The 24,122-nt window shown below is 39.7% G+C and carries 17 protein-coding genes; 5 read left to right on the plus strand and 12 right to left on the minus strand.

The genetic code is table 11. From position 1 onward, the window contains the following. The first annotated feature begins 372 nt into the window (after window positions 1-372). Window positions 373-864, plus strand: a complete 492-nt coding sequence (locus R2R35_RS03500; RefSeq protein WP_317733111.1) for a DUF1836 domain-containing protein — start codon at window positions 373-375, stop codon at window positions 862-864. Between the two features lie 69 nt (window positions 865-933). On the opposite strand, the gene vanT is transcribed toward R2R35_RS03500, so the two are convergent. From vanT to vanR, 6 genes are all read right to left on the minus strand, one after another. Next, window positions 934-2,097 carry a serine racemase VanT catalytic subunit gene (gene vanT / locus R2R35_RS03505; RefSeq protein WP_317733112.1) on the minus strand — a complete coding sequence of 388 codons (1,164 nt, stop codon included), beginning with the start codon at window positions 2,095-2,097 and terminating at the stop codon, window positions 934-936. 204 nt (window positions 2,098-2,301) lie between these two features. Beyond that, on the minus strand, window positions 2,302-3,324 hold the full coding sequence (locus tag R2R35_RS03510) for an acyltransferase (RefSeq protein ID WP_317733113.1): 1,023 nt from the start codon (window positions 3,322-3,324) through the stop codon (window positions 2,302-2,304). Further along, window positions 3,314-4,075: a M15 family metallopeptidase gene (locus tag R2R35_RS03515; protein WP_317733114.1), complete on the minus strand. Its 762-nt coding sequence runs from the start codon at window positions 4,073-4,075 to the stop codon at window positions 3,314-3,316. The genes R2R35_RS03510 and R2R35_RS03515 overlap by 11 nt, the downstream gene beginning before the upstream one ends. Then, window positions 4,072-5,133: a D-alanine--D-serine ligase VanG gene (vanG, locus tag R2R35_RS03520; RefSeq protein WP_317734739.1), complete on the minus strand. Its 1,062-nt coding sequence runs from the start codon at window positions 5,131-5,133 to the stop codon at window positions 4,072-4,074. The genes R2R35_RS03515 and vanG overlap by 4 nt, the downstream gene beginning before the upstream one ends. 254 nt (window positions 5,134-5,387) lie before the next feature. Continuing rightward, on the minus strand, window positions 5,388-6,482 hold the full coding sequence (locus R2R35_RS24525) for a sensor histidine kinase (protein ID WP_317733115.1): 1,095 nt from the start codon (window positions 6,480-6,482) through the stop codon (window positions 5,388-5,390). After that, the gene (vanR, locus tag R2R35_RS03530) at window positions 6,475-7,164 is read right to left on the minus strand and encodes a VanR-ABDEGLN family response regulator transcription factor (RefSeq protein ID WP_317733116.1); all 690 of its coding nucleotides are present in this window, start codon (window positions 7,162-7,164) and stop codon (window positions 6,475-6,477) included. The genes R2R35_RS24525 and vanR overlap by 8 nt, the downstream gene beginning before the upstream one ends. A gap of 323 nt (window positions 7,165-7,487) precedes the next feature. Between vanR and R2R35_RS03535 the strand changes: the two genes are divergently transcribed. Both R2R35_RS03535 and R2R35_RS03540 read left to right on the plus strand, forming a co-directional pair. After that, entirely contained in the window at window positions 7,488-7,802 is a 315-nt protein-coding gene (locus tag R2R35_RS03535; protein WP_317733117.1) for a DUF6442 family protein, read from the plus strand. 1 nt (window position 7,803) lies between these two features. After that, window positions 7,804-8,016: a helix-turn-helix transcriptional regulator gene (locus tag R2R35_RS03540; protein WP_317733118.1), complete on the plus strand. Its 213-nt coding sequence runs from the start codon at window positions 7,804-7,806 to the stop codon at window positions 8,014-8,016. Window positions 8,017-8,221: 205 nt separating this feature from the next. Here R2R35_RS03540 and R2R35_RS03545 read toward each other — a convergent pair whose 3' ends face one another. The 6 genes from R2R35_RS03545 to R2R35_RS03570 all read right to left on the minus strand — a co-directional run bounded on the left by R2R35_RS03545 (window position 8,222) and on the right by R2R35_RS03570 (window position 17,270). Next, window positions 8,222-11,020: a glycoside hydrolase family 3 protein gene (locus R2R35_RS03545; protein ID WP_317733119.1), complete on the minus strand. Its 2,799-nt coding sequence runs from the start codon at window positions 11,018-11,020 to the stop codon at window positions 8,222-8,224. Between the two features lie 435 nt (window positions 11,021-11,455). Next, window positions 11,456-12,208, minus strand: a complete 753-nt coding sequence (locus R2R35_RS03550) for an endonuclease/exonuclease/phosphatase family protein (protein ID WP_317733120.1) — start codon at window positions 12,206-12,208, stop codon at window positions 11,456-11,458. 328 nt (window positions 12,209-12,536) lie between these two features. After that, complete coding sequence (locus R2R35_RS03555; RefSeq protein WP_033165820.1) at window positions 12,537-13,562, minus strand: LacI family DNA-binding transcriptional regulator; 1,026 nt, start codon at window positions 13,560-13,562, stop codon at window positions 12,537-12,539. Window positions 13,563-13,768: 206 nt separating this feature from the next. Further along, window positions 13,769-15,331 carry a DUF3502 domain-containing protein gene (locus R2R35_RS03560; RefSeq protein ID WP_317733121.1) on the minus strand — a complete coding sequence of 521 codons (1,563 nt, stop codon included), beginning with the start codon at window positions 15,329-15,331 and terminating at the stop codon, window positions 13,769-13,771. 81 nt (window positions 15,332-15,412) lie between these two features. Further along, a complete protein-coding gene (locus R2R35_RS03565; RefSeq protein ID WP_317733122.1) occupies window positions 15,413-16,324 on the minus strand; it encodes a carbohydrate ABC transporter permease in 912 nt (303 codons plus the stop codon). Between the two features lie 10 nt (window positions 16,325-16,334). Next, window positions 16,335-17,270 (minus strand): ABC transporter permease, encoded by a 936-nt coding sequence (locus tag R2R35_RS03570; protein ID WP_317733124.1) that lies wholly within the window; start codon window positions 17,268-17,270, stop codon window positions 16,335-16,337. Between the two features lie 441 nt (window positions 17,271-17,711). Between R2R35_RS03570 and R2R35_RS03575 the strand changes: the two genes are divergently transcribed. Both R2R35_RS03575 and R2R35_RS03580 read left to right on the plus strand, forming a co-directional pair. Then, the gene (locus tag R2R35_RS03575; protein WP_317733125.1) at window positions 17,712-21,062 is read left to right on the plus strand and encodes a GH36-type glycosyl hydrolase domain-containing protein; all 3,351 of its coding nucleotides are present in this window, start codon (window positions 17,712-17,714) and stop codon (window positions 21,060-21,062) included. A gap of 130 nt (window positions 21,063-21,192) precedes the next feature. Next, the gene (locus tag R2R35_RS03580; protein WP_317733126.1) at window positions 21,193-23,763 is read left to right on the plus strand and encodes a glycoside hydrolase family 3 protein; all 2,571 of its coding nucleotides are present in this window, start codon (window positions 21,193-21,195) and stop codon (window positions 23,761-23,763) included. Window positions 23,764-24,122 lie beyond the last annotated feature (359 nt).

Genomic DNA, 24,122 nt, shown 5'->3' on the forward strand with positions numbered 1-24,122 from the left:
ATGAAAGGCAACATTATTAAATCTTTCTTAACAAGTTTATTTTATTTTTAGAGACACTCACTGGTTTTTTATTATTATATCATGTGTTACTCAATAATTTGTATAATTGTTTTATTGCGTTGACTTATAGTATTTGATACTATATACTATTATTGTTCTTACTATATAAAAGCAATTTAAATAAGCTGAATTCAGTTTATGGTATCATTTCTTACACCGGTTCAATTCCTTTTATAAACAATTAACCCGGTAAAGAATAAACGAATTCAACTTATATATTATGCTATATTTCATGATTTCATTTATGTTAATATATCTTTATTTTATATTGGCATCCATCGCATACTGACCTGCCTGTAAAGGAGTTTGATTATGTTTACTGTAAAGGATATCCTGAATTATCGCTGTCCAAGATGGAAAGAATGGCCAGCCATTGAATTGTATATGGACCAGGTTATCAGCCTTTTGGAGGAGAATGTTTCTTTCTTTTATGAAGATTCTTCCGTTAAGCCCGTTACTTCAACTATGATAAACAACTATGTGAAGCAAAAAATTATTGTCCCATCAAAAAATAAAAAATACCAAAGAGAGCATCTGGCTTATCTTTATGTGCTCTTTTTGCTAAAGCCAGTGTTAAGCCTGACGGATATCAGCCGTAGTATTTCTTTGTTACAGAACAGTGACAATTACGAAGAGGCCTACAACTTATTCTGCGATGAGCTTGAAGCCGCTCTTGCTATGGCTTTTGGCAATAAGGAGGAGACAATTGTTCATAAACCAAATGATATCATACAGACAATGGCTTTGTCCTTTTCTTATACGCTTCTTGCCAGATACTATATCTCTGCCCAGGAGTTAACCTAAGGTTATTTTGCATTCAACTGTCTGTTGGCACTTCGCCTCCCAGTATTCTGTAAACACACGAAATTGTCATCAGGTATATATACGAGGCAGCCTGTTTCCCAGTCTGCTGAGAAGTTCATTTGCAATGGTTCCTGCACTGTCAGCAACTTCATCAGCCGGAATCATTTCATTTGCACTGCCTCCAATAAGTGTTCCTATATCACCTCTCTTAATACCCGGTAACCCTGTTATGTCAATCATAAGCTGATCCATGCAAATGCGGCCGATTACCGGTACCTTTACGCCTTTTATAAGAACCTGTCCCTTACCCTCTGAAAGTTCTCTGGGGTAACCGTCCCCATAACCTACTGCTAATATTCCAATGGTTCTATCCTCCGACGCCTGATAAACTCTTCCGTATCCGACGCATTCGCCTGCCGGTATATTTCGTGTGAGCACCAATCTTGACTGCAGGCTCAATACTGGTTTTAATTCCGGCATTATTACTGTCTTGTCTTTTGCAGAACTTAAGCAGCCATACATTGCAATTCCAATTCTGGCATAGTCACAGGACAGTTCCTGGTAGTTTAATAAGCCATAGGAACTTTGTATGTGAACCGGTACCTTAATTCCTATCGCCTTTAGCTCATTCACAAGCTGATGAAAGCGTTCTATCTGCTTTTCCGTAAAATAAATATCTTCCAGGCTTCTGCTGTCGGCAGCACACAGGTGCGTAAACATACCGGTAACATTCAGGTACTTAAAGGAAAAGATTTCTTTTATTCTTTCCATATCCTTCGCTTCCATTCCCAGCCTATGCATACCGGTATCTATTTTTATATGAACATTTACAGGTATCTTTTTATTTTCCAGTTCCATTCCATAGGTGTAATCAACTACGGTCTGTGTAAGACGGTATTCCTTAAGTTCTCTGGCATAGGAAACATCGGTGTAACCCAGCACCAGAATATCTCCACGGATACCGTTTAAGCGAAGCTCAATGCCTTCGTTTAAGGTGGCTACTGCAAAATTTTTTATTCCGGCATTATTTAATGAAACTGCTGTTTCAACACTTCCGTGTCCGTAAGCATTGGCTTTCACAACTGCCATCATTTTACAGTCACCTTTCATTATTCCCTGAAGCTCCTTTACATTATGGAGCAGATTGTTGGTATCTATGGTAAGCCAAGCTCGGTTCTTCTCAGAAGTCTGCGGTTTCATCACTGAAATTGTATTATTTATACTTACATTCATATATATTCACTCAATGCCCACTACAAGTTTCCCTGTAATAATCACCGCAGGTCTAATTTCTGGAATGCGTTAGCCTGTGGCAAGGCATCCTTTCTGTTAAATTATTCATTTCACTACCGTGGCTCAGTCATATTCCCGTGGCTCAGTCATATTCCAGTTACTGAATATTCGCTGGTATGTGGTATCAGCTGGCATGGTGTTATATTAAGTTGAGGATTTCAAGCGAAGTTTCTGCAAAACATTTGTAATGACCAATCCTGCCAGAAAAGAAAAAATCGCCGTCAGGAGAAAATGAAGCAAGCTGTTATAAACCGTCCACCTTTCAATCCCTGCGATTTTCGATGCACCTCTTATGAGTATGATAATTAAGGGGTGGATAATATAGATGATTAAGGAGATATCACGAAATCCTCGTTTTTGTGTTCCTCTTCGCTGCAAAAGCATTGAGAATAGAAAATACATTAGTGGTACCAGCAGCAGATACATGCTGTCATGTCTCATCAGGTTATTGCTTTTCAGAATTGTTCCCTCTAACGCCATTAGTAACAAACAGACAACAGTAAAGATAAGTGACTTCTTAAATTCACATCGCCGTTTCTTTGACATTGCCCCCAGTACAAAAAACACCGGTGCAAAGAATATTCCATTTCTGGTATAATCCATAACCTGAAACAAATTGTTGTACAATCCATTTAAAGCCGGAATTGATTTGGTCAATCCATAGTAGCTGTCCCCCAGCATTCCAAGAAGGTAAAGAACAAATGTCAGCGCAAAGGCCCCTTGCAGTGACAGGTACTTCAAGGCATAATAAGCGATGATACTTCCTATAACCGCTGCCGGCAGGTACCAGAGATGATACATGGTTCCATCCAAAAGTACATCACGTATAATTTTACTTCCCAGCTTTTCGCTATTAAAATAACCGGAATACCAGTTAATGGGCAAATATAATAGTATGGCTCCCATATAATAAAGCGATGTTTTTTTAAGAAAAGCATTTAGCTTATTTCTTTGTATTATCACTTCATCATATAAAAAGAACCCTGTTACCATAAAAAAGAAGGGGACCGCCACTCTCCCCACTACTCTGGTAAGCAAAAAGTCAGCATAACCATTGTAGGAGGTCAAGGGTGAGGTATGGATAGCAACTACCAGAATTGCTGCCACTATTCGAAAGACATCTATATCCGGGTAAGCTTTCTTGGTATCTGACAATTCATTCTTCACCGTTTTGCTCCTTCCAGAGTGTTATGATTACACTTTTTCGATTACTGCCTGAAATCTGATATATGATATCTTCACGGAGAGTAATTTCCTGTTCCTCTTTCTCCAGTTTGAGGCAGCCAATCTCAAAGCTCTGTTTATTTCCATGAAAGACAAATGGATTTACCCCATAAGGATGCTCCTCCATAAGTTCCATATATTCCTCCAGGGAAAGGTGATTATCCTTCATAATTCTGGAATGAGGATATCCTACATAGCGGAAATGCCAGGGTTCATGACCAATCTTTGTGACGCTTTCCTTCTCTTTCTCATACCGCTGTATAAAACCATAATCTGCCGCTTTATCCCGAAACTTCTGAGGTGTGCCCGCATAAGGAAAATCAGGACAGAGAAAATTAATTTCCTCTGCAGTTTCTCCAAGATCGATGGCATATCCGGTCTGATGCTCACTGCATCCTGGATATGCTACATACTTTTCCGTAAATTCTCTTCCGTTTTCCTGGAGGGAATCTTGAAAGATTTCCTCTTGCTCTTTATAACTGCGGTATCCGCTTACCGCTGTTATATCTTCTTCCCCCCTGATATCCTTTAACAGCTGTGTCAGCATAGCGGCAGCCCTGCTTTCAAGTAACACTCCCTCTACGCCAATATTTATCAGCTTTCCTGAAGTTTCACCTTTTATGGGATGATCTCTGTTAACCAGGATAAGACACCCTTTTTCGGTATCAGACATCGTTATCCTTTTATTATTCATAAGCCCAGCTCCTCTCCTATTAGCCTGTCAAGAATTTCTTCATAAGATAAACCGATACCCTTCATCATACCCGGATACCTGCTGTGAGACGTAAAACCCGGTATGGTATTTACTTCATTGAAGACAATACCTCCCTCTTTTGTTAAAAACATATCAACTCTGGCAAAGCCCTTACATCCAAGGGTTTTGTAAATCATCGCAGCAGCTTTTCTGATTCTCTCCCTGGTCTCTTCGTTAATTCTGGCAGGCATATGGATAACAGCACTTTTTAAGGTATATTTCTCTGTATAATCAAAGAAACCGTCTGCCAGCTGAATCTCATCTACTTCACCAATTAGCAGTTCTTCTTTTCCCATAATGGCACAGCCTACTTCAAACCCCTCAATATTTTCTTCAATCAGAACTTCCGAATCATGTTTAAAAGCTGCTTCAACAGCTTCCATCAGTGCTTCTTTCCTGGTTACTTTGGTTATTCCAAAAGAGGAACCGGCTTTTACAGGCTTTACAAAGAGGGGACAGGTTAGTTCTCCCAGTGCCTTTAATAAATCATCTTCTTTCTCTGCTTTTGTAAGGAGTACTGCTTTTGGCACTGTTATACCTGCTTCCTTGACTAATTTGTGTGCTCTGTCCTTATCCATACAAAGTGCGGAAGCTTCCGTACCGCAGCCAATAAGCGGTATGCCTGCCAGTTCAATCAGTCCCTGAACTGTGCCGTCTTCCCCGTTCTTTCCGTGAAGCACGGGAAAGACACCATGAAGTGTGGTAGTTTTCATTCCTTTTTTTCCGAATTCTATCATACCTTTTACTCTTCTATCCGGTGATATCAGAGCGGGACTTAAAAATTCTGTATTCTTCCTCCATTCATCAGTCTGAAGGTCTTCTAATGGCCCATTATAGCGATACCATTCGCCCTCCCTGGTTATCCCCAGACGAATAATATTGTACTTATCACTATTCTCTAATACCGAAAGAATGGAATACGCAGATTGAAGGGATACCTCATATTCCGTAGAATTACCTCCAAATAATACTGCTATATTTTTTTTGAATTTTAACATTTTCTTCATTCTTAGCTCCTATCTGCATGCTTTTGCACACTACCATATTCAGGAGAGTGACCTGCTTTATTTTCACTTTTCTCCTCATTTGTGCGGTTATAATTGTATTACTATGTCTTACACCCGCAATAAAAAAGCTGTCCGCTTGTCTGATAACATCTTATCAAAACAACGGACAGCTTTTTTTCGTTTTCTATATGAACTTTCCTACTTTTTTATACGGAAATTCTTACAATTTTCTTACATTGATGAACTTATAGCATTGCCGGCATGGTTATTTCAAAAGTAATGACCTCATCTTTACTGGCGGCAGTAATCTTTCCCTGGTGTAATTCTACGATTTCTTTTGCAATCGCAAGTCCTAAGCCTGCACCACCGGTTTTTGATTGTCTGGAGGTATCCAGCCGATAGAATTGCTCAAATATCCGGCTCAGCTTCTCCTCCGGGATTGTATTTCCATGATTGATGAATATAAAGTGTATATCATTTGCTTTCTGTTTCACCGCAATGATTATGGTATCTTCTTCAAAGCTGTAGTTAATGGCATTTCGCAGTAAATTATCAAATACCCTCTGCATTTTACCTACGTCACAGCGAATGTAAATATCACTCTCTGCATTTAGTCTGCAGTTAAGGTCTTTCTCCTTTAAGGCCGGCCCGGCTTCAAATACAATTTGCTCCAGCATCCTGGTAATATTGACCCTACTTAATTCCAGTGTTAAATTGGTCAGATTAAAGCGGGTTATATCAAAGAACTCATTGATAAGCTCTTCCAATTTTTCTGCTTTACTTAAGGATATGGCAAGATATTTTTCTTTCAGGACTTCTGATATTTCCTTCTCATCCCTAAGAAGCGTCAGATAACCGATTACTGAAGTAAGAGGCGTCTTCAGGTCATGAGCCAGATATACCACCAGATCGTTTTTTCTCTGCTCGGCATCTCTTGCTGCACGTTCGTTCTTCCTGTATTCAAGCTTACTCTGGTTCAATCGGTTCTCCAGTTCCTTTAACTCCTCGGGAAGGTTTATAAGCTCCTCTGAAGAACTGTATATCTGACTGGCAGCTTCTGTGACTTTCTCCAGATATCCCAGAGTCTTAAACCAGAAAAAGAGAAAGATTACAATGGCACCAATTACCCAGAGTGTACCCAAAAAAAGCACATCTCTTCTGCTAATAGCCGAAAATAACCGGTACAGCAGGTCATCTGAATACCAGGTCATGCTGCGCAGAATTTCGCCGATTAGAACAAAGGATCCCAGCAATAAAAAAGTATAGACCATCAGCCATATGATAAATCTGGTAAAGATATAAGCAGTCAGCTTCCTTTTGATATCAAATTTCTTATTCAATCTTGTACCCCACTCCCCAAACAGTTTTAATAAACTTTGGATTCTTCGGATTCTCCTGCATCTTTTCCCTGAGTCTTCCGATATGAGCCATCACTGTATTATTATTGTCCAGAAATTTTTCCTTCCATACATTCTCAAAGAGTTCTTCTGAGGATACAACCTTTCCTTTGCGTTCACACAGATACCAGAGAATGGAAAATTCAATTGGAGTCAGGGCAAGTTCTCTGCCAAACAGCTGACACTCATGATTGTCTTTGTTAATGGTTAGCCCTCTTATGTCAATAACAGTGCTTTCCTGTTCTTCTGCATTGTTATATCTCATATATCTTCGGAGCTGAGTCTTAACCCTTGCCACTACCTCCAAGGGATTAAATGGTTTGGTAATATAATCATCCGCCCCCAGTGTCAGTCCCATAATTTTATCCATATCTTCCACTTTTGCCGTCAGCATAATAACAGGGAAGAAATATTTTTCACGAATCTTCTGGCAGATACGAAAACCATCAATATCCGGAAGCATTACATCCAATACCGCCAGACTTAACTTATTAGAATCTACACATTCCAGCGCTTCTTTCCCCGTGTAATATTTGTATACATGAAAGCCTTCATTCTGAAGATAGAACTCCAGCAAGTCGGCAATTTCTTTTTCATCATCTACTATTAGAATTGACTCTCCCATTCCTGTCCTCGCATTTCATAACATATTTCCTTCGCATTGCCGGTCCCTAGCAATGCCGTTTCGATATTTCCCGGTGCCACCTTGTAAAAATACGCACCTAGTAGCATAATATACCAAAATTAAAAAGTGTTCAAGGTGTCATGGCCTAGAAAGAATAAAATGAAAATTATTAATGTGCTAAAAATAAACTAGAATAAATCCTTCTTATCACCAGGCAGATAAATAATTCCAAGTAAACTTTGCAAATACTATTGACAAGTAAACTTGGTACTGTTAAAATATATTTGACAAGAAAACTTGGTATAATCATATGGAGGTATTTCATGAATAAAGAAGCAATACTTGAAAAAAGCAGAAAAGAGAAACCTGATGAGGGGATGTTACTTGCAGAAAATCGTGGAAGGAAGCTTGGAATAAGTGTGTTTTGCGGTTTCTATGTCGTAATTACCGTATTTAATTTATTTACGGATCAATCCAACAATATTCCAACAGCTATGTTCTGGGCTTATATTGCTGCTGAAGCCCTTCCCAAGTACCAATTCACCAAAAACAAAACATATCTTATTATAACGATTTCAGGTTTCATTGCTGCTTTAGCTGCCCTGTTAAACTTTATAATAGAATATTTAGGTAGATAATATGAATGATGAATTAATCTTAAAAAACAATCTCAAAGAAGCACGGGCTGAATTGAAGCTCTCTCAGACTCAATTAGCAGAAATGGTTGGAGTATCGCGCAATACGATTAGCTCTATTGAAGTAGGTCAATTTAATCCCACTGCAAAATTAGCCCTGATATTATGTATTGCCCTGGATAAGAAATTTGAAGATTTATTTTATTTTGAGGACTGACACCTAATACATCTAAGAAAAAAACATCAATATTGCAGTAAGAAGCCGCCTGGCTTTCCACTCCCCACCGGCTGAAAGACCTATTACCCTTCGGTGTGCTATAATCGTACAAAAATCCTTCGCTTTTAGCACATAAATTGGCAGTGTGTCTTTCAGACAATGTATTGCAGGAAACCTGGCGGCTTCTTACCACTTTATATGAAAATTATATTTTCTTAAATTCCACCCATTCAATATCCATACCTTGCTTCAGCTCCTGAAGCTCCAGCTTGTACAAGCCCTCACTCAGTTCAGCTTTTACGAGCCTCTGTTTCATCCAATGACCGTCTGTTCCGCCAGTCTGAATCGTGGCAGCCTGAATATTGTTTATGAACAGACCGCAGGAAGTCTGCGCAAGTTCACTGCCAAAGGACCTTACGCTTATCATGAGTCTGTAAGTACCTTTAGCCTTTACTCTTATGAGTGCCTTTGTATCAGGATGGATTGTAACAAAGGTATCCTCCTCAACAACAATTGCATTATCATCGGCTAAAGTTGAATCTGCTGCAACCACCACAGCCTCTTCCTCAAAGCTTTCTTCTTTGTTAAAGGCAGGAGCCTTTATAAGGAATTTGCAGATATTCTTTGCACAACGCTGTAATTCACCTCTGGTCAAGGTTCCCTGCTCCAGCGCTTCCATGGTAAGATCTTTGTAGGCATTTACTTCCGCTCCAAAGTTACTAACAACCATATAGAGATCATTCTGAGCACTTACCATGTAATGTGTATTCTTTCTGTCCGCAGGGGTACCAGCCTGTCTGCCCATTGCCACATCGTTCATGATAGCCCACCAGTCTGTCATTACAATACCTTCAAAGCCCCATTCGCCTCTTAGGATTGTAGTGTTCAGATCATAATTAGAAGCTGACCAGTGCCCGTTCACAGGATTATAAGAAGTCATAACTCCGTTGGCTCCACCTTCTTTTACTGCTATTTCAAAGCCCTTCAGATAGATTTCCCTTAAAGCACGCTCAGATACTACCGCATCTACTTTCGCACGGAATTTCTCCTGATTGTTGCAGGCAAAGTGCTTTAAGGTTGCATTGGAGCCACCTTTCATAATCCCTTTAACCACCGCACTGGCAAATTTACCGGTAATGAGAGGATCTTCTGAAAAATACTCAAAATTACGTCCATTTAATGGACTTCTGCGGATATTCATACCTGGTCCTAACAGCATATCGATGGAGTTGCTTAAAAGCTCCTTGCCTTCCAGTACATACAGTTCTTCAATTAACTCAGTATCCCAGGTAGCTGCAAGCAGGGTGCCTATTGGTACCTGGGTAGCCAAATAACCGCCGTCCATACGGATACCTGAGGGTCCGTCAGAGGTGCAGGCAAGAGGTATGCCATATCCTGTCAGGCTGTCTGTTACACCGCCAAAAGCAGAAGCAGTTCCAGGTGTAACGAGGGGATGACACATACCTTCTCCTCTAACCAGCGCTGCAAGATCCTCATTGGTAAGCTGTGCTAAAAATTCAGCCATGGTATTCTTTCCGGCTGCTATATCCTTTAGCGTTATACCGTTATTGCCTGTATAGCTGAATTCCTCCGGAAGATTCTTTTTGATTCTTTCTTCTAAGGAGTAGGCACGTGTTGGTACCTCCTCATATGCAATCTCATAAGTACCATTTTCCTTCTTCTTGCCTGGTTTGATTCTTGTAAAACCTTCTACCGGTGCCATAGCCTGCTGCAGACTTTCCACCACAATTAAATCCTGCAGGATAAAGTTCTCATTTCCATTAACCGTAACCAAGGTGGTATTTCTAAGGCTGTTACCGGCATAGATACGGTACTCACCGGCCTCTAAGACATAGGAATAAGCATGTCCGGTAACACCACTGTCATCATAAGCCGCCATAACAGATACAGGCATTGTAATGGTTACCACTTCCTCTTCCCTGGGCTTTAGCAGACCCGTCTTAGCAAAGGCTCCAAGGGCTCTCACAGGACGTCCAAGCTTTCCCTGTGGTGCTTCATAATACACCTGCACAACTTCCTGACCCGCATAGTCTTCTCCGATGTTCTTAACCTTTGCCTGGATGGTAATATAATCCATCCCGTTAATTTTGCTGGTTTCAGCTGTTAAGTCAGAAATAGAAAAATCAGTATAGGATAACCCGTAACCGAACTCGTAATGTACTTTTTCTGGACAGAAGGTCTCAAAGTAACGATACCCTACATAGATATCCTCCTGATACAAATTACTGATTTCACCGCCATAATTTCTGGTAGAGGGATAATCTTCTATGGAGTATGCAATGGTATCTGTCAGCTTACCGCTGGGAACCACATCACCTGCTAGAACGTCAGCTATCGCATTACCGCCTTCCATACCGCCCTGCCAGGAATAGATAACGGACTTAATGGGATATTTGTAATCTTTCTGATCAAGCCAGTTCATATCGATAATATTTGATACATTCAAAACCACGGAAACCTCTTCAAAATGTTCGGTTACAGCCTTAAGCATTGCCAGCTCATCAACCGTCAACTCATAACTGCCAGGTGCGGCGGCATTATCTTTATCCTCTCCCGCAGTACGTCCGATTACGATAATTGCTTTATCGGATACTTTTCTCGCTTGAGCCACCAGTTCACTGGAAAGCGGCATTTCTGTCTGATTCCAGGGCTCTCCTGCCCAAACACCTCCGCCGTTATCAAAAGGGTTACTCTTAATCCAGTTCTCATAGACCGCTGCCAGTTCTTCATTTATATGAACATGTTTTTTACTTCTCAGACCGTCAAGGAGATTGGTGGTATAAGCTACATTTACACTGCCTCCTGACCCTGTTCCGCTTCTGTAATAATTCTTCTGAATTCTTCCGAAAACAGATACTCTCTCACCAGTCTTTAATGGGAGTACTTTTCCTTCATTCTTAATAAGAACGGCTCCTGCTCCTGCTGCCTTCCTGCTAAATTCTGCAAATCCTTCCAAAGGGATTCCGGTCTTCTTCTGACTCATTCGTATTCCTCCTGCTGTAGTAACAATCGTCATTTTATACATTTTCTGTTTTTGAAACCTTGGATTCCACTGCACGAACACCCTTTGCTGCTGCATCTGCTTCCAGCGTTTCCTTGCCATAAATCTTGGTATGATTTATGTTTTTATAACACACACCAGCTTCTGCATGAAGTAATCCAAAGTATTCTTACTTTTAGACTCAACGTTTATAATAATTTATCACTCAAACGAATGTCAATATAAGAAACAAAAAAATTTAAAATGCAGCTTTTTGTCGTTTTCCTTTATCATAAAAGAAGGGTGCTCTTATAAAAGCAAAAGAGCACCCTATTCAAACATGCATCTGTTATCTTAATTCTCTATAAGTAATTTTATCCCTCAAGTTAAATCGCCAATCCCTCCAGCCTTATTCACTGAAAAGTCGAAAACAATTTATCAATACAGTACTACACTTACGGGATAATGATCCGATAAATATACCCCATCCACACAGTCCGTCCATCTGACGGATTCCTTGCAGCAAAAAGCTTTATCCGCAATAATATAATCTATCTTTTCTTCGTCTTTTATTCTGCCATAATCATGAAAAGTACCGCCAAGACTCTCCGTACAGTCATAAAGATTATCATAATTCCTTAATACAGCCAGCTCTTCTGAATCAGGAAGAGCATTAAAGTCTCCGGTCAGAATGAAAGGAACCTCGCCAAGATAATCTGCTTTGGTTATTCTCTCCATAATAAGGCTTAATCCCTGGCTTCTGGCATCACTGCCGATATGATCCAAGTGAGTATTGTATACGCGGAATACTTTTGCGCTTTTGATTTCTTGTAAATATAATACAGTACAGGTTCGTGGACACTCACTTTGATTAAAGTAACGGCTGCCGGGAATATCCGGTGTATCCGATAACCAAAAGACCTCCATCTTCACCATATTAAACAGCTCCTTACGATAGGCAATACAGGTCTGTTCATTTTCAAGTTTACTGTCTCTGCCGCAGCCAATTACATAATAATCTGTCAGATTGCTTTTCAACCAATCAGCCACATGAGGAAGTACCTCCTGAAAGCAGAGTATGTCCGGCTGTTCCTCTTTTATTTTCTTCTCTATCAGATCTTTTCGGTTCACAAAATTATTTTCACCGTCCTGACCATAATCACAACGTATATTAAATGTTACTATCTGCATTCTCGCACCTACTTTTATAATCTTATCAGATTTCTCTTATTATTGATATAAATGTAAAATCGTTAGCGTTCCTAAAGAGTCAGGCAAAGTACTCAAAGCAGGAAAGCAAATGCACCTATGGAAAGGTATTAGAAGTCCTTTTCTCTGAATATTTTGCGCTATATGCTAAAACAGATTGTTTGAGCGAAGCGAGTTATCTGTTTTAGCATATGCCCAGCGCAAAGTATTCAGAGAATCAGGACTTCTTATACCTTGGAATCGAAGCATTGGTTTTCCTGCTTTGAGTACTTTGCCGTCCCCTTGCCAAAAACTACCACCTTACACCAAATCATTTATGCACTACAATACAGGAACCCCTTTTTAATAACGAAGAGTCAAATACCATATGCTTGGTCTCTCCGCCCTGAAGCATATCAAAAAGCACCTCAACACTGGATAATGCCATCTGTTCCGCCGGCTGTGATACCGTATCGATAGAAGGATGATAGAATTCGGCCTCCTCGATACCATCAAAACCAATAATGGAAATGTTTTCCGGTATCTTTAACCCGCTGGTTAGTATTGCTTTTGAAGCACCGATAGCAACGATGTCAGCAAATGCAAAAACGGCTGTCATATCTTTATTCTGTGCCAAGAGCTGTTTCATCATTTTAAATCCGAAATCATAACCTGAAAGGGATGAAAATTCCGATGCCACCAAAGAGGAGTCAAAAGGAATATTATATTGTTCCAACGCCCTTAAATAACCCTTAAAACGCAAAGAGTTTGGTGTCATCTCATCACCGGGGGCATTCATGATAAATCCGATTCTTCTGTGACCTAAGGAAATAAGGTATTCCACTGCTTTAAAGGCTTCCAGTTCATCATTGATACGAACACTGGAATAGCTTTCAAGCGGAATTTCTTCTCCTGCAGAAACCGTCAGAAAAACACAAGGAATCTTTAGAGCTTTGAACTTCGCTTCTGTATAGCTGAAGGAACCTCCCATTATTATTACACCCTGCAGATTTCTGTCTTTTGTTTCAGAAATTGCAATATCAAGCTCATTTTGGAGTCTTGTTACATTTTGGATGATCAGCTGATAGCCACGTAAGGAAACTTTCTGTTCAATCACATTGATCATTTTCTGAAAAAAAGGATTAGTGATTGATTTTACCAGAAGAGCAATACTTTTTGACTGATTGGACTTTAAGTTTCTTGCACTGTTATTGGGAATATAATTGTATTCCCGAACTACTGCCATGACTTTTTCCCTGGTCTTTGGACTTACCGGTCCTGAATTATTTATAACCCTTGATACTGTTGTTATTCCTACCCCTGAAAGCTTGGCAATTTCTTTAATCGTTACTTCCATAATCCTCATCCCATTTTTTATTATTTATCATTTCTAAACGAAATCAACCTAATGCCCACAAATTTTTACATAATTATTAATTATACACAACATTAAAAGCTTTGTCATTAAAAGAATAAATAACTTCTTATTAGATAACAGAAAATCGGCAGGAAGAGCATCCCTGCCTTTTTTCCAGCTATTAACTTTTACGAAGCATAAACCTCTTACTTAGATGCATTGTAAGCAGACCACTGCTTATTTACTTCATCCAGTACTGTATCAATTCCAGCTGCTTTTAACTGTTTCCTGTACTCAGCAACTGCTTCTTTAGGATCTTGTGATGTCTTTCCTAAAAGAATCTGGATACCAAGCTGAGAATCAAGAGTGGAAATAATAGATAACTCTGTTGTTATAGGTGTGCTGTCAAAACTAAATCCTACAAATGGATCATCAATAGCAACTTTTGACCATTCATCATTTAATGTATAACGACGGGGATCTTCAGCAGCCTGAGGAATATTTAAAGCATCTGTACGGAATGCCCATGCAGCAAATCCACCACCATTTTTAGTAGCATCAAAGCCTTCTGGTTGAGTAATCTTACCATCTTCTAAAACATATTGGCTACCTTCAATACCATACTGGAATAAATCATAGCATTCTTTGTCTGTCATTAATTTTTCTATTACAAGTAATGCTCTTTCAGGATACTTGGAGTTCTTGCTGATTGCTGTAGCAGCACCAACACCAGTAGCTTTTACAATCTTTCCACTTTCTTCAGGGAAGCAGTAAAATTCAGAATCAACACCTGGTAATTTTTTTAACTGATTTCCGTAATTACCAGTCCAGTCAGGCTGATGACTGATGTAGCCTGCAGATAAACCGTTATAGAAGTTATCCTTGTCATCCTGTGATGCGGATAAAATATCCTTTGACCAGTAGCCTTTTTTAGCCCACTCATTCATCTTAATTGCAAATGCTTCAAATTCATCTGTAAATGCTGGGTGTATAATCTTACTGGTGTCCGCTTTATCAGCTACTAAGTATAATTCTGAGGTAGGAATTCCTGGTGCATTAAGCCATCCTCCGGTAGTTGCGATAAACATTCTGTATAAATCATTTGCTAAGTTTGAACTTCCGTTTAAAGGAGTCCAGCCGTCAGCTACTGCAGCATCCATGTATTTCTCCATGTCTGCAATGGAGCTGATAGAAGTAACTCCATATTTGTCCATTAAGTCTTTACGGCTTACAAAACCATATGCAGTGTACTCTGAATAATTGTTTGGAACGGCATAGATTTTTCCGTCAACTTTCACATTATTCCATTTTTCTTCCAATTCTTCATTTAAGGCAGGTGTGTATTTAGAAACCAGGTCGGTAATATCATAGAGCGCATCCTGCTTAACAAGTGTTGAATAAGGTACATTTGCAGTAGAAGATACATAAGCCATATCAAACTGCTCTCCTGATGACCACAGTAAGGGATATTTCGTTGCGATATCGCCCCAATCGATATACTTAACTTCAATGGTGGTATTGATGCTTGCTTTTAACTTTTCATTTAACTTAGCAAGTATATCCTTATTAGCAACACCTTCGCCGCCCCATAAGTAAAGAACCAGATTCACTTCCTTTGAGGTATCCACGGTTCCGTTATCTGTTGTTTGTGCCCCATTGTTTTCTGTAGTGCCGGAATTGCTGTTATTGCTATTGCTGTTCTTACCGCAACCTGCAAGCATTCCAATTGACAAAACTACCACTAATAACATTGCAATAATTTTCTTCATGTTATTTCCTCCTAATATTTTTTAAATATATAATAAGCTACTAAAGCAGCATATTATCAAAAATATATCTTTCTTAATGAATTACCCTTTAACAGCACCTATGGTTAGACCACTTACAAAGTATTTTTGTACAAATGGATATACCAAAATTATTGGCCCTATTGCTGCTACTGCTGTTGCCATCTTTATAGATTCCGACGGCAGATCTGCTGTGTTAATACTTAATCCCTGCTGAACAAGGAGCTGAACATTAGCCTGGCTAACTATCTTTTGTAAGAAGTACTGCAAAGGATACTTATTGGTAGACTGTATATAAAGCATAGCATTGTACCATTCATTCCAGTAACCAAGTGTTAAAAATAATCCGATAGTTGCCAGGGAAGGTTTTGATAGGGGCATAAATATCTTCCAGTAAATCCTGAAATCTCCGGCACCGTCAATGGCTGCTGATTCATAGAGGGAATCCGGAATTGACTTCATAAAGTTTCTCATAAGAAAAATCGACCATGGTCCCATAAGTCCAGGTAATATCATAGACCAGATATTATCCTTTAATCCAAGTCCATTTACCATCAATATATAACTTGGGATCAAACCTCCGCTGAATAGTGTTGTAAAGTAAATAAAGAACGAAATCTGATTACGGTATTTAAAATCATTTCGGCATAATACATAACCTGCCATAGACATTAGAAATAATCCAAGTGATGTTCCAACTACTGCAAGGGTAATTGTCGTCTTATAAGCATTCAGAAGGTTTGTTATATTACCACCTAAAAATTCATAGGCGCTGAAACTGATATGCTTTGGTATTAATTTGTAGCCTTCAGTCAGGATTTCTTTTTCACTCATAAAAGAGGAGGATATTAACAAAAGAAAAGGAAACAGGCATACTAAGGAAAAAACTGTGACCAATATATAAAAGACTACTTTCATTACTTTTTCATCTCTACCCATTGGTTTTCTATTGGTTATCTTTTTCGAATCACTCATTTGACACCTCCTAAAACAACGCGCTGTCTGGCTCTATTTTCTTAACGACAGCATTTACCAACAGTACGAGTATCAATCCGAAAATTGACTGGTAGAAACCAACTGCTGCACCCTGGGAGAAATTAAACTGACCTACCAGGCTTCGGAATACAAATGTATCAATAATATCTGTTTGTGGGAATAATACTGAATTATTACCAATCAGGTTATAGAACAAATCAAAGGAACCCTTTAAAATTCCACCTAAACCGAATAGGAAGAGTAATATAACCGTAGCCTTTAATAATGGTATGGTGATATATCGAATCTTCTGCATAGGGGATGCACCATCAAGGGCGGCAGCTTCATAAATATCTGCACTGATACCGGTAATCGTCGCAAGGTATATTATCATACCGTATCCTGTTTGATTCCAAACCTTAAAAAATACAATGATGTATTTCCAGATTCCCTGGTCTGAATAAAAATCATGTTTCTCTAGTCCTATATTCATCAAGAATGTGTTTATAAAACCATGATCATAATTAAATAAGTTATATGCAAAAAAACCTACAATAACCATGGATATAAAATACGGCAACAGAATAACAGACTGTGATATCTTTTTAAACCATTTGCTTCCAAGTTCAGATATCATAATAGCAAAGGCAACTTGGAACAGGTTGCAAAAAGCCAGAAACGCAAGGTTATACACTAAAGTGTTTTTTGTGATTCGCCACAAATCACCTGTCTTTGCCAGAAATTCAAAATTCTTAAGTCCGACAAAATCACTGCCGAAGATCCCCTTACCTATACTGTAGTCAACAAATGCGATGTACGCACCCGGCATAGGTATGTAGGCAAAAATAATAAAGTACACAATAACCGGTAAAATCATTAAGAACAAAATACGCTTACGCCTTAATTCGCGAAAGAAGTTCTTAAAATGGATTGTTAATTTTCCCATATAAAATCCACCCTTCAATTCTTTTTTTAGATATACTTACTATTGTAACCAATTAATCAACGAAAATTACTCCAGGCTTTGTAGCTTTCTTTCATGGAATCGTTTCCATTAACAAGTCAAATTGTAATTTATGTGAAAATTATAATATTACATTTGCTCTTTGTCAATATATTTTGCATTATTATTTTTATAAAATATTTTAGTTTTTATAAGATATTGTTTACACTTTTGGTGTTACTTCATTATAATGTCTAAAAATTTGTATAAATAAAATTATAGAATTGTTGACTTTTCATTGACAATTATACATGTCAACGATATAATATTTTCAACAATCCATTATTTATGGTAACGTTTTCATTTTCAGTGACAACAGCTAATTTTGCTGAAAATTGATCATAATAAATGCAGTAATTGCTTAAGTAGAAAGGACCTGACTCTATGAAGTTATTTGAAAACCTATATGTGTTTCAAAAGGGTAAAACAACCTATCGTTTTCTGCCTACCGGTGATATTTTTGATTTCACCCATCAAGGCACTATGTTAAATGAGTTTCGTGGAAATGCGAAAGATGGCTCACCAAACAACATATATTTGAGAGTCTATAAAGATAATACTGTCAGCGCATATCCTCTTTTAGGAATCCGCTCAAGTTCTATTCTGAAAAAGGGAGAAAATTCCCTTATCCATACAGGCACAGTGGAGGGAATCCATTACGAAGTGACTTTCCATGGTCTTGAGGGAGTTTGGTTCTGGGAAGTTAATCTGAAAGGTAACGGAGAGCTTGTAGACTTATTATATGGCCAGGACATTGGCGTATCTTCTGTAGGCGGTGTTCTGACCAATGAACTCTATGCCGCACAGTATCTTGGTCACAGTATTTTTCACACAGAAAAAGGCTATACCATATGCTCCAGACAGAATCAGGATCAAGGCGGCAAATACCCCTATTTGCGACAGGGATCAGCTGGTGTTCCAATCCTGCATTACGCTACAGATGGTATGCAGTTCTTTAAGACTTCTTACAAAGACACTGATATACCCGAGGCGTTAACAGAAGATCTCCCCGATGTTAATTACCAGTTCGAATTTTCCTATACTTCTCTTCAGACAGAGAAATTCGACTTAACTTCTCCTGTTAAGACTGCTTTTTACGGCCTTGCAAAAGAGGATCATCCAGAAGCTATTGTAGCTGTCGAGTTCGAAGAAGAAATAGCAAATGCATATGACAGCCTTACGGCAGAGGCAGTAAAACCCTGCCCTGTTGTGACCATCAAACCTGCTTTTGGCACTCCCTATTCCTCTCCTTCTCTTACAAAAGAGGAAATAGCTTCTATTTTTCCTGAACGCGTATTAGAGGAATATGAAGAAGATACGCTTCTTTCCTTCTTCACAAAGGATCACAGTCATATTGTAACCAAGGCGAAAGAGCTTCGTACAGAGCGTCCTCACGGAACAATATATATGACCTGCCCAGATGTACTGAAGGAAACTAACACTATTAGCAGAGAAACTGAAATAAACCACAACAACATGGCCAGTACAGCCTATATGTATGGTTTGTTCAATGGACAGACAATTCTTGGAAACACATCCTTTCATAAGCTCCTCTCTACCTCAAGAGGCCTTTTGAATATTCAGAAAAACTGCGGCCAGCATTTGTATATCAAGCTGTCCGGTACTTATCGATTACTAACTTTGCCTGCTCTCTTTGAAATGGGTATGAATTATGCGAGATGGTATTATGTTCTCCCGGATGATATGTTAAGAATAACGTCCTATACAGCTGCCCATAGCCCTAATGTGGTTCTTGAGGTTTTAAGTATTCAGAAGAAAGCCTATGATTTTATCCTGACAAACCAATTGGTATTGGGTGAAAATGAGCACTCCAGAGAGGTAACCTTTGACAAACTTAAAAATGGTATACGTTTTAAGGATATTTCAAAGGAATACCCTGAACTTCACTTTGACATGCTCTTTCAAGGTGCCGATTGGGAAATCAGTAACGATGGTATTTTCTTTCATGACGGGCTTACCAGAGATGAGAGCTTCCTGACCGTAAGCTTAAAAGATACTTCAAACTTTAATTGCATCATAAAAGGTATAACAGACGGTAACTTCACAGAAGAAATACCAAGTCTGTCTTTTGAAGAGGAGAAGGCAGCTACCATAGATTATTACAGTACACTAAACAGAAGTTTTCAATTAACCACTGATAACAAAGAGATTGCTGCACGTGTGGAGATACTGAATCAGACCGCCTGGTGGTATACCCATAATGCCATGATTCATTTTGCTTCTCCGCATGGTTTAGAGCAGCCGGGCGGTGCAGCCTGGGGAACCAGGGATGTCTGCCAGGGCCCCATGGAATACTTCCTTATGACACAGAACTATGAGCTTGCCGGCAAGGTACTTTTAAACATCTTCTCTCACCAATATGCTTCTACCGGTGAATGGCCTCAGTGGTTTATGTTCGACCGCTATAATATCGATGCCGGTGAGTGCCATGGCGATGTTGTATTCTGGCCACTCAAGTGTATAGGTGACTACCTGGAGGCTTCCGGTAATTATGATCTGCTACAGGAAGCCATTCCTTATACAGACGAAAAGACTTCGAAGGACTCTCTGCTCTTACACATAAAGAAAGCATTTGACGCTATTAAGGAACGTTTTATAGCTGATACCGGCCTTATCACTTATGCAGGCGGAGACTGGGATGATACCCTTCAACCGGTGGATCCTGATATGCGCGAGCATCTGGTAAGTTCCTGGACAGTTGCACTCGCCTACCAGACGCTTAGACGCCTTGGCAGGGCACTGGTTGCTGCAGACAGGAAATTTGCTGATGAACTTACAGAAAATGCAGACAGGATTGAAAAAGATTTCAATACCCTTTTGATTAAAGATGAAATTATTCCTGGATTTGTACGTTATGATAACGGAGAGATCAAATACATGCTCCATCCTGTTGATAAAGAAACAGGCATTCAATACCGTCTGCTTCCCATGACTCGCAGTATCATAGCGGAACTGGTTGCCCCTGATCAGGCTCAGCATAATATGGAGCTTATAGGCAGAGAACTGAAATTCCCTGACGGTGTACATTTAATGAATCGTCCCGCCAGCTACAAAGGCGGTGTCAGCAAGCTCTTTAAGAGAGCGGAACAAGCTGCCAATGTAGGAAGAGAAATAAGCCTTTTATATACCCATGCTCATATTCGTTACCTGGAGGCTTGCGCAAAACTTGGCGACGGAACCACTGCCTGGGACAGCTTATTTACCATAAATCCTGTTCTCATAAAACAAGCTGTTCCTTCCGCCTGCTTAAGGCAGAGCAATATGTATTTCAGCAGCTCAGATGGTATGTTTATGGATAGATATGATTTTGCCGAAAACTTCGACAAATTAAAGTCCGGTGATATCCCTGTAAAGGCAGGCTGGAGATTATATTCCAGCGGTCCAGGAATATATTTGAACCAGCTGGTATCCAATATAATAGGTATTCGCTTCCTTCCGGATGCCCTGGTCCTTGACCCGGTACTGCCAGCAGCACTTAATGGTTTAAAGCTTAAGCTTGATTGCTTTGGCAAGGAGATAACATTCCATTACCATATAAATACAGAAAAATCCTCCGATACCAGTTCTTACCAACGCTTAACGGTGTATGCAGATGAAACCCTTATTGCCGGAGAGGAAATACCCAATCCTTACCGTAAAGGCGGAATTAAAATAGATAAGAACGCACTGGAAAAGGAGTTTTCCGAAATTAATATTTTTGTAAGGCTTCCTTAAATCCGAAGTACCTTATACAAGTTGAACAGGTTTTTCTGTCCTTTCAGCTGTAAAAGTCACCAAAGGATAATCCCAAATTTGCAGTTGGAAGGACTAACACAAAATTCAGCTTATATAGAAAGGAAATTCAATGAAAATCTATGATACAAAGGAATCCAGGCTGCTTCTTGCAAAAAAGCTGGCCGCCGAAGGAATTGTACTTTTAAAAAATGATAATTCTCTGCTTCCTCTTAAACCCGGCACTCCCGTTGCAGTATTCGGACGTGCACAGCTGGATACCCTGATTGGCGGAAGCGGCTCAGGTGCCTCTTCCTCAGAAGATACCACACTGATACTCGACGAATTCATAAAAGCAGGTCTTAAAGTCGACTCCCGTCTGGAAGCATTCTACCGCAGTTCCCTGAAAGCCGAAAAAGAGAAAGCCCCTGCGCCCGAAGAAGAACGCGCAAAGTTCACCGAACTCTTAAACAGCGGTATGATATATGAGATATTCGGAAAATATAAGGCTCCTGCTGAGGAATACTCCGTTCCACCGGAACTGATTGCCGCAATCCCCTCCTTTCACACTGCCGTTTTGATTCTCGGCAGAGGTTCCGGCGGAGAAGAATGTGACCGCAGAATTGATGAAGATTATTATCTCACTGCATCAGAAAAAGAGTTGCTGCATAAAGTAGCATCTCATTTTCAACAGGTAGTGCTGGTCTTAAACGTAAACGGTTTTATTGATTTAAGCCAGATTCAGTCCTGCTCTTCTATTAACTCCCTCCTCTTTCTTGGTACTGCCGGAGAACAGGGAGCTGCTGCACTGGCAGAGGTTGTAACCGGAAAAGTGACTCCAAGCGGAAAGCTCCCCTCGACTATGGCCTATTCCTATGAAGAATATCCTTCCGCAGAGCTTTTCTTCACTGATAAGGATAGAGCAGCTACGATTCTGACCTACGAGGATTTTGGACTGTCGGCAGGTGATAATCACAGTACAGGCTTTGAAAAGAGTCCGGTTGCTTTTTACAAAGAAGGAATTTATGTGGGTTATCGCTATTTTGATACTTTTAACGTCCCTGTTATGTATCCTTTCGGACATGGATTATCCTATGCAGCGTTTCTTATAGAGAATACTTATGTAAGCCGTGAGGGTAATAGTTTCCTGGTAAATGTAAAAGTAACCAACCAAAGTGACAGTTATTCCGGTAAAGAGGTCCTTCAGCTCTACGTAAGTGCTCCCTCCCTTCTCCTTGAGAAACCTTATCAGGAATTACTGACATATATTAAAACCGACAAACTTAAGCCGAAAGAAGCAAAGGAGTTTGCCTTAAGTTTCTCCTTAAAAGAACTGGCAAATTATGATGAAGCTTCTGCTGCATATATAATTGAGAAAGGCTCCTACTTTCTTCGGCTGGGTAATTCCTCCCGCAACACACATATTATTGGCAGGATACAGGTAACAGAAACAATCGTAACGGAGCATGTTGCCAATAGACTGGGAATTTCTCCTGTTAATAAGGAGAAGCTTACCTTCTTAAGCAATAAAGAGGCGGCCCCTTATACCTATGAAGGTGAGGCTGAGGAAAAAGAAAAAGCTCCTTGCCTGCTTACACTTAATCAAACGATATTTGATACGAATATATCCGCCCCTGAAAATTCCACTACTGCTAAAGACTCTTCTTTCCTAGAGAATGGGCAAAAGCTTCCTACCTTAAAAGATGTCCGCGACGGTCTCCTTTCAATGGAAGCTTTCGTAAAACTTCTATCTGTTGAGGAACTGGCAGTGCTGCTAAATGGCTATGGACCCGGGCTGCCCTTTGGTGGTATGGGCGGTAAATACTCCTCAACCATTCAATATGAAGATGGCAGTGACATTGGAGTATCCACTCATCCAACCGGTTTTCCAGGTTATATTTCTCCGGCTCTTGCGAAATACGGAATTCCCTCTGTCTTTTATAAGGATGGCCCTGCAGGCGTTCAAATGACTGCCTGGCCCACAGGTATATCCATGGCCTGCACCTTTAACAACGAACTGTTACAGGAATTTGGAGCTGCCTGTGCCAGTGAAGCTTTGGAATTACAGGTTGACAGCTGGCTTGCACCAGGAATCAATCTGCATAGAAACCCCATTGGTGGCCGTAACTTTGAATATTACTCCGAAGATCCAAGACATACCGGCTTTTGTGGACTCCACATTACTTTGGGCGCTGAAGAAGCAGGCGTAACCACCTGTCCGAAACACTTTGCCTTAAATGAACAGGAAACTTACCGGAGAGGCAGTACGAAGAATTCCTTTGATGCACTTGATTCCATCGTAGAGGAACGCGCAGCCAGAGAACTTTATTTAAAACCTTTTGAAATGGTAATTAAAAACAGCAAGGTTTCCACTATTATGACTTCCTTTAATAAAATCAACGGAATTTTTGCGGCCGGAAATAAAGAGCTCTGTGAAGGTATCTTAAGAGAAGAATGGGGTTACGAGGGTATTGTCGTAACTGACTGGGGGGATATGGACATTGTAGTGGATGGTGCGGATGCTATTGCCGCAGGAAACGATATTATTATGCCCGGAGGTCCTCCGGTTATAGACCAGGTAATAAAAGGTTATAAAGAAGGTCGAGTTACCCTGGCAGACCTGCAAACATCAGCTATGAGATTCCTTCGTTTTGTAATGAACAGTAACAGCTGTAAGAAATACTGGGAAGAAACAAATACCTGATTCATTTATTAAATATTTTATTTAAACGCTTTTGTGGTTAAAGATTATTTTGTATTGCCCACAATACTTTATAATACAAATAACTTTTATATGTTTATGCAAAACCCCGAAATATTTTAATCGCTTTATTTTAATCAAGGTAATTTTATTTCATCCGGAAAAATGACCCATAGCATCTTAATGCTTTCTGGGTCATTTTTTGTGTAACCGGCTATTTTTTATAAGATTTATCTACAGTCTAATTTCTCCACTACCTGGTCTCTTCTACTTTGTCTCCACTACTTAGTCTCAACTACTCTGTCCCCAAATAGTGCTTTTCCAAAAATACGTTATTTTACCAAATTACCTTGACCTATGCT

This window comes from Anaerocolumna sp. AGMB13020 (assembly GCF_033100115.1).
Taxonomy (GTDB): Bacteria; Bacillota; Clostridia; order Lachnospirales; family Lachnospiraceae; genus Anaerocolumna.

Excerpts from the sequence above, each read along its gene's own strand:
- vanT (WP_317733112.1), bottom strand. The coding sequence starts at position 2,097 with ATGAATGTAAGTATAAATAATACAATTTCAGTGATGAAACCGCAGACT.
- R2R35_RS03535 (WP_317733117.1), top strand. The coding sequence starts at position 7,488 with ATGAATAAAGAAGCAATACTTGAAAAAAGCAGAAAAGAGAAACCTGAT.
- R2R35_RS03540 (WP_317733118.1), top strand. The coding sequence starts at position 7,804 with ATGAATGATGAATTAATCTTAAAAAACAATCTCAAAGAAGCACGGGCT.
- vanR (WP_317733116.1), bottom strand. The coding sequence starts at position 7,164 with ATGGGAGAGTCAATTCTAATAGTAGATGATGAAAAAGAAATTGCCGAC.
- vanG (WP_317734739.1), bottom strand. The coding sequence starts at position 5,133 with ATGTTAAAATTCAAAAAAAATATAGCAGTATTATTTGGAGGTAATTCT.
- R2R35_RS03545 (WP_317733119.1), bottom strand. The coding sequence starts at position 11,020 with ATGAGTCAGAAGAAGACCGGAATCCCTTTGGAAGGATTTGCAGAATTT.
- R2R35_RS03550 (WP_317733120.1), bottom strand. The coding sequence starts at position 12,208 with ATGCAGATAGTAACATTTAATATACGTTGTGATTATGGTCAGGACGGT.
- R2R35_RS03570 (WP_317733124.1), bottom strand. The coding sequence starts at position 17,270 with ATGGGAAAATTAACAATCCATTTTAAGAACTTCTTTCGCGAATTAAGG.
- R2R35_RS03565 (WP_317733122.1), bottom strand. The coding sequence starts at position 16,324 with ATGAGTGATTCGAAAAAGATAACCAATAGAAAACCAATGGGTAGAGAT.
- R2R35_RS03575 (WP_317733125.1), top strand. The coding sequence starts at position 17,712 with ATGAAGTTATTTGAAAACCTATATGTGTTTCAAAAGGGTAAAACAACC.
- R2R35_RS03500 (WP_317733111.1), top strand. The coding sequence starts at position 373 with ATGTTTACTGTAAAGGATATCCTGAATTATCGCTGTCCAAGATGGAAA.
- R2R35_RS03515 (WP_317733114.1), bottom strand. The coding sequence starts at position 4,075 with ATGAATAATAAAAGGATAACGATGTCTGATACCGAAAAAGGGTGTCTT.
- R2R35_RS03560 (WP_317733121.1), bottom strand. The coding sequence starts at position 15,331 with ATGAAGAAAATTATTGCAATGTTATTAGTGGTAGTTTTGTCAATTGGA.
- R2R35_RS03555 (WP_033165820.1), bottom strand. The coding sequence starts at position 13,562 with ATGGAAGTAACGATTAAAGAAATTGCCAAGCTTTCAGGGGTAGGAATA.
- R2R35_RS03580 (WP_317733126.1), top strand. The coding sequence starts at position 21,193 with ATGAAAATCTATGATACAAAGGAATCCAGGCTGCTTCTTGCAAAAAAG.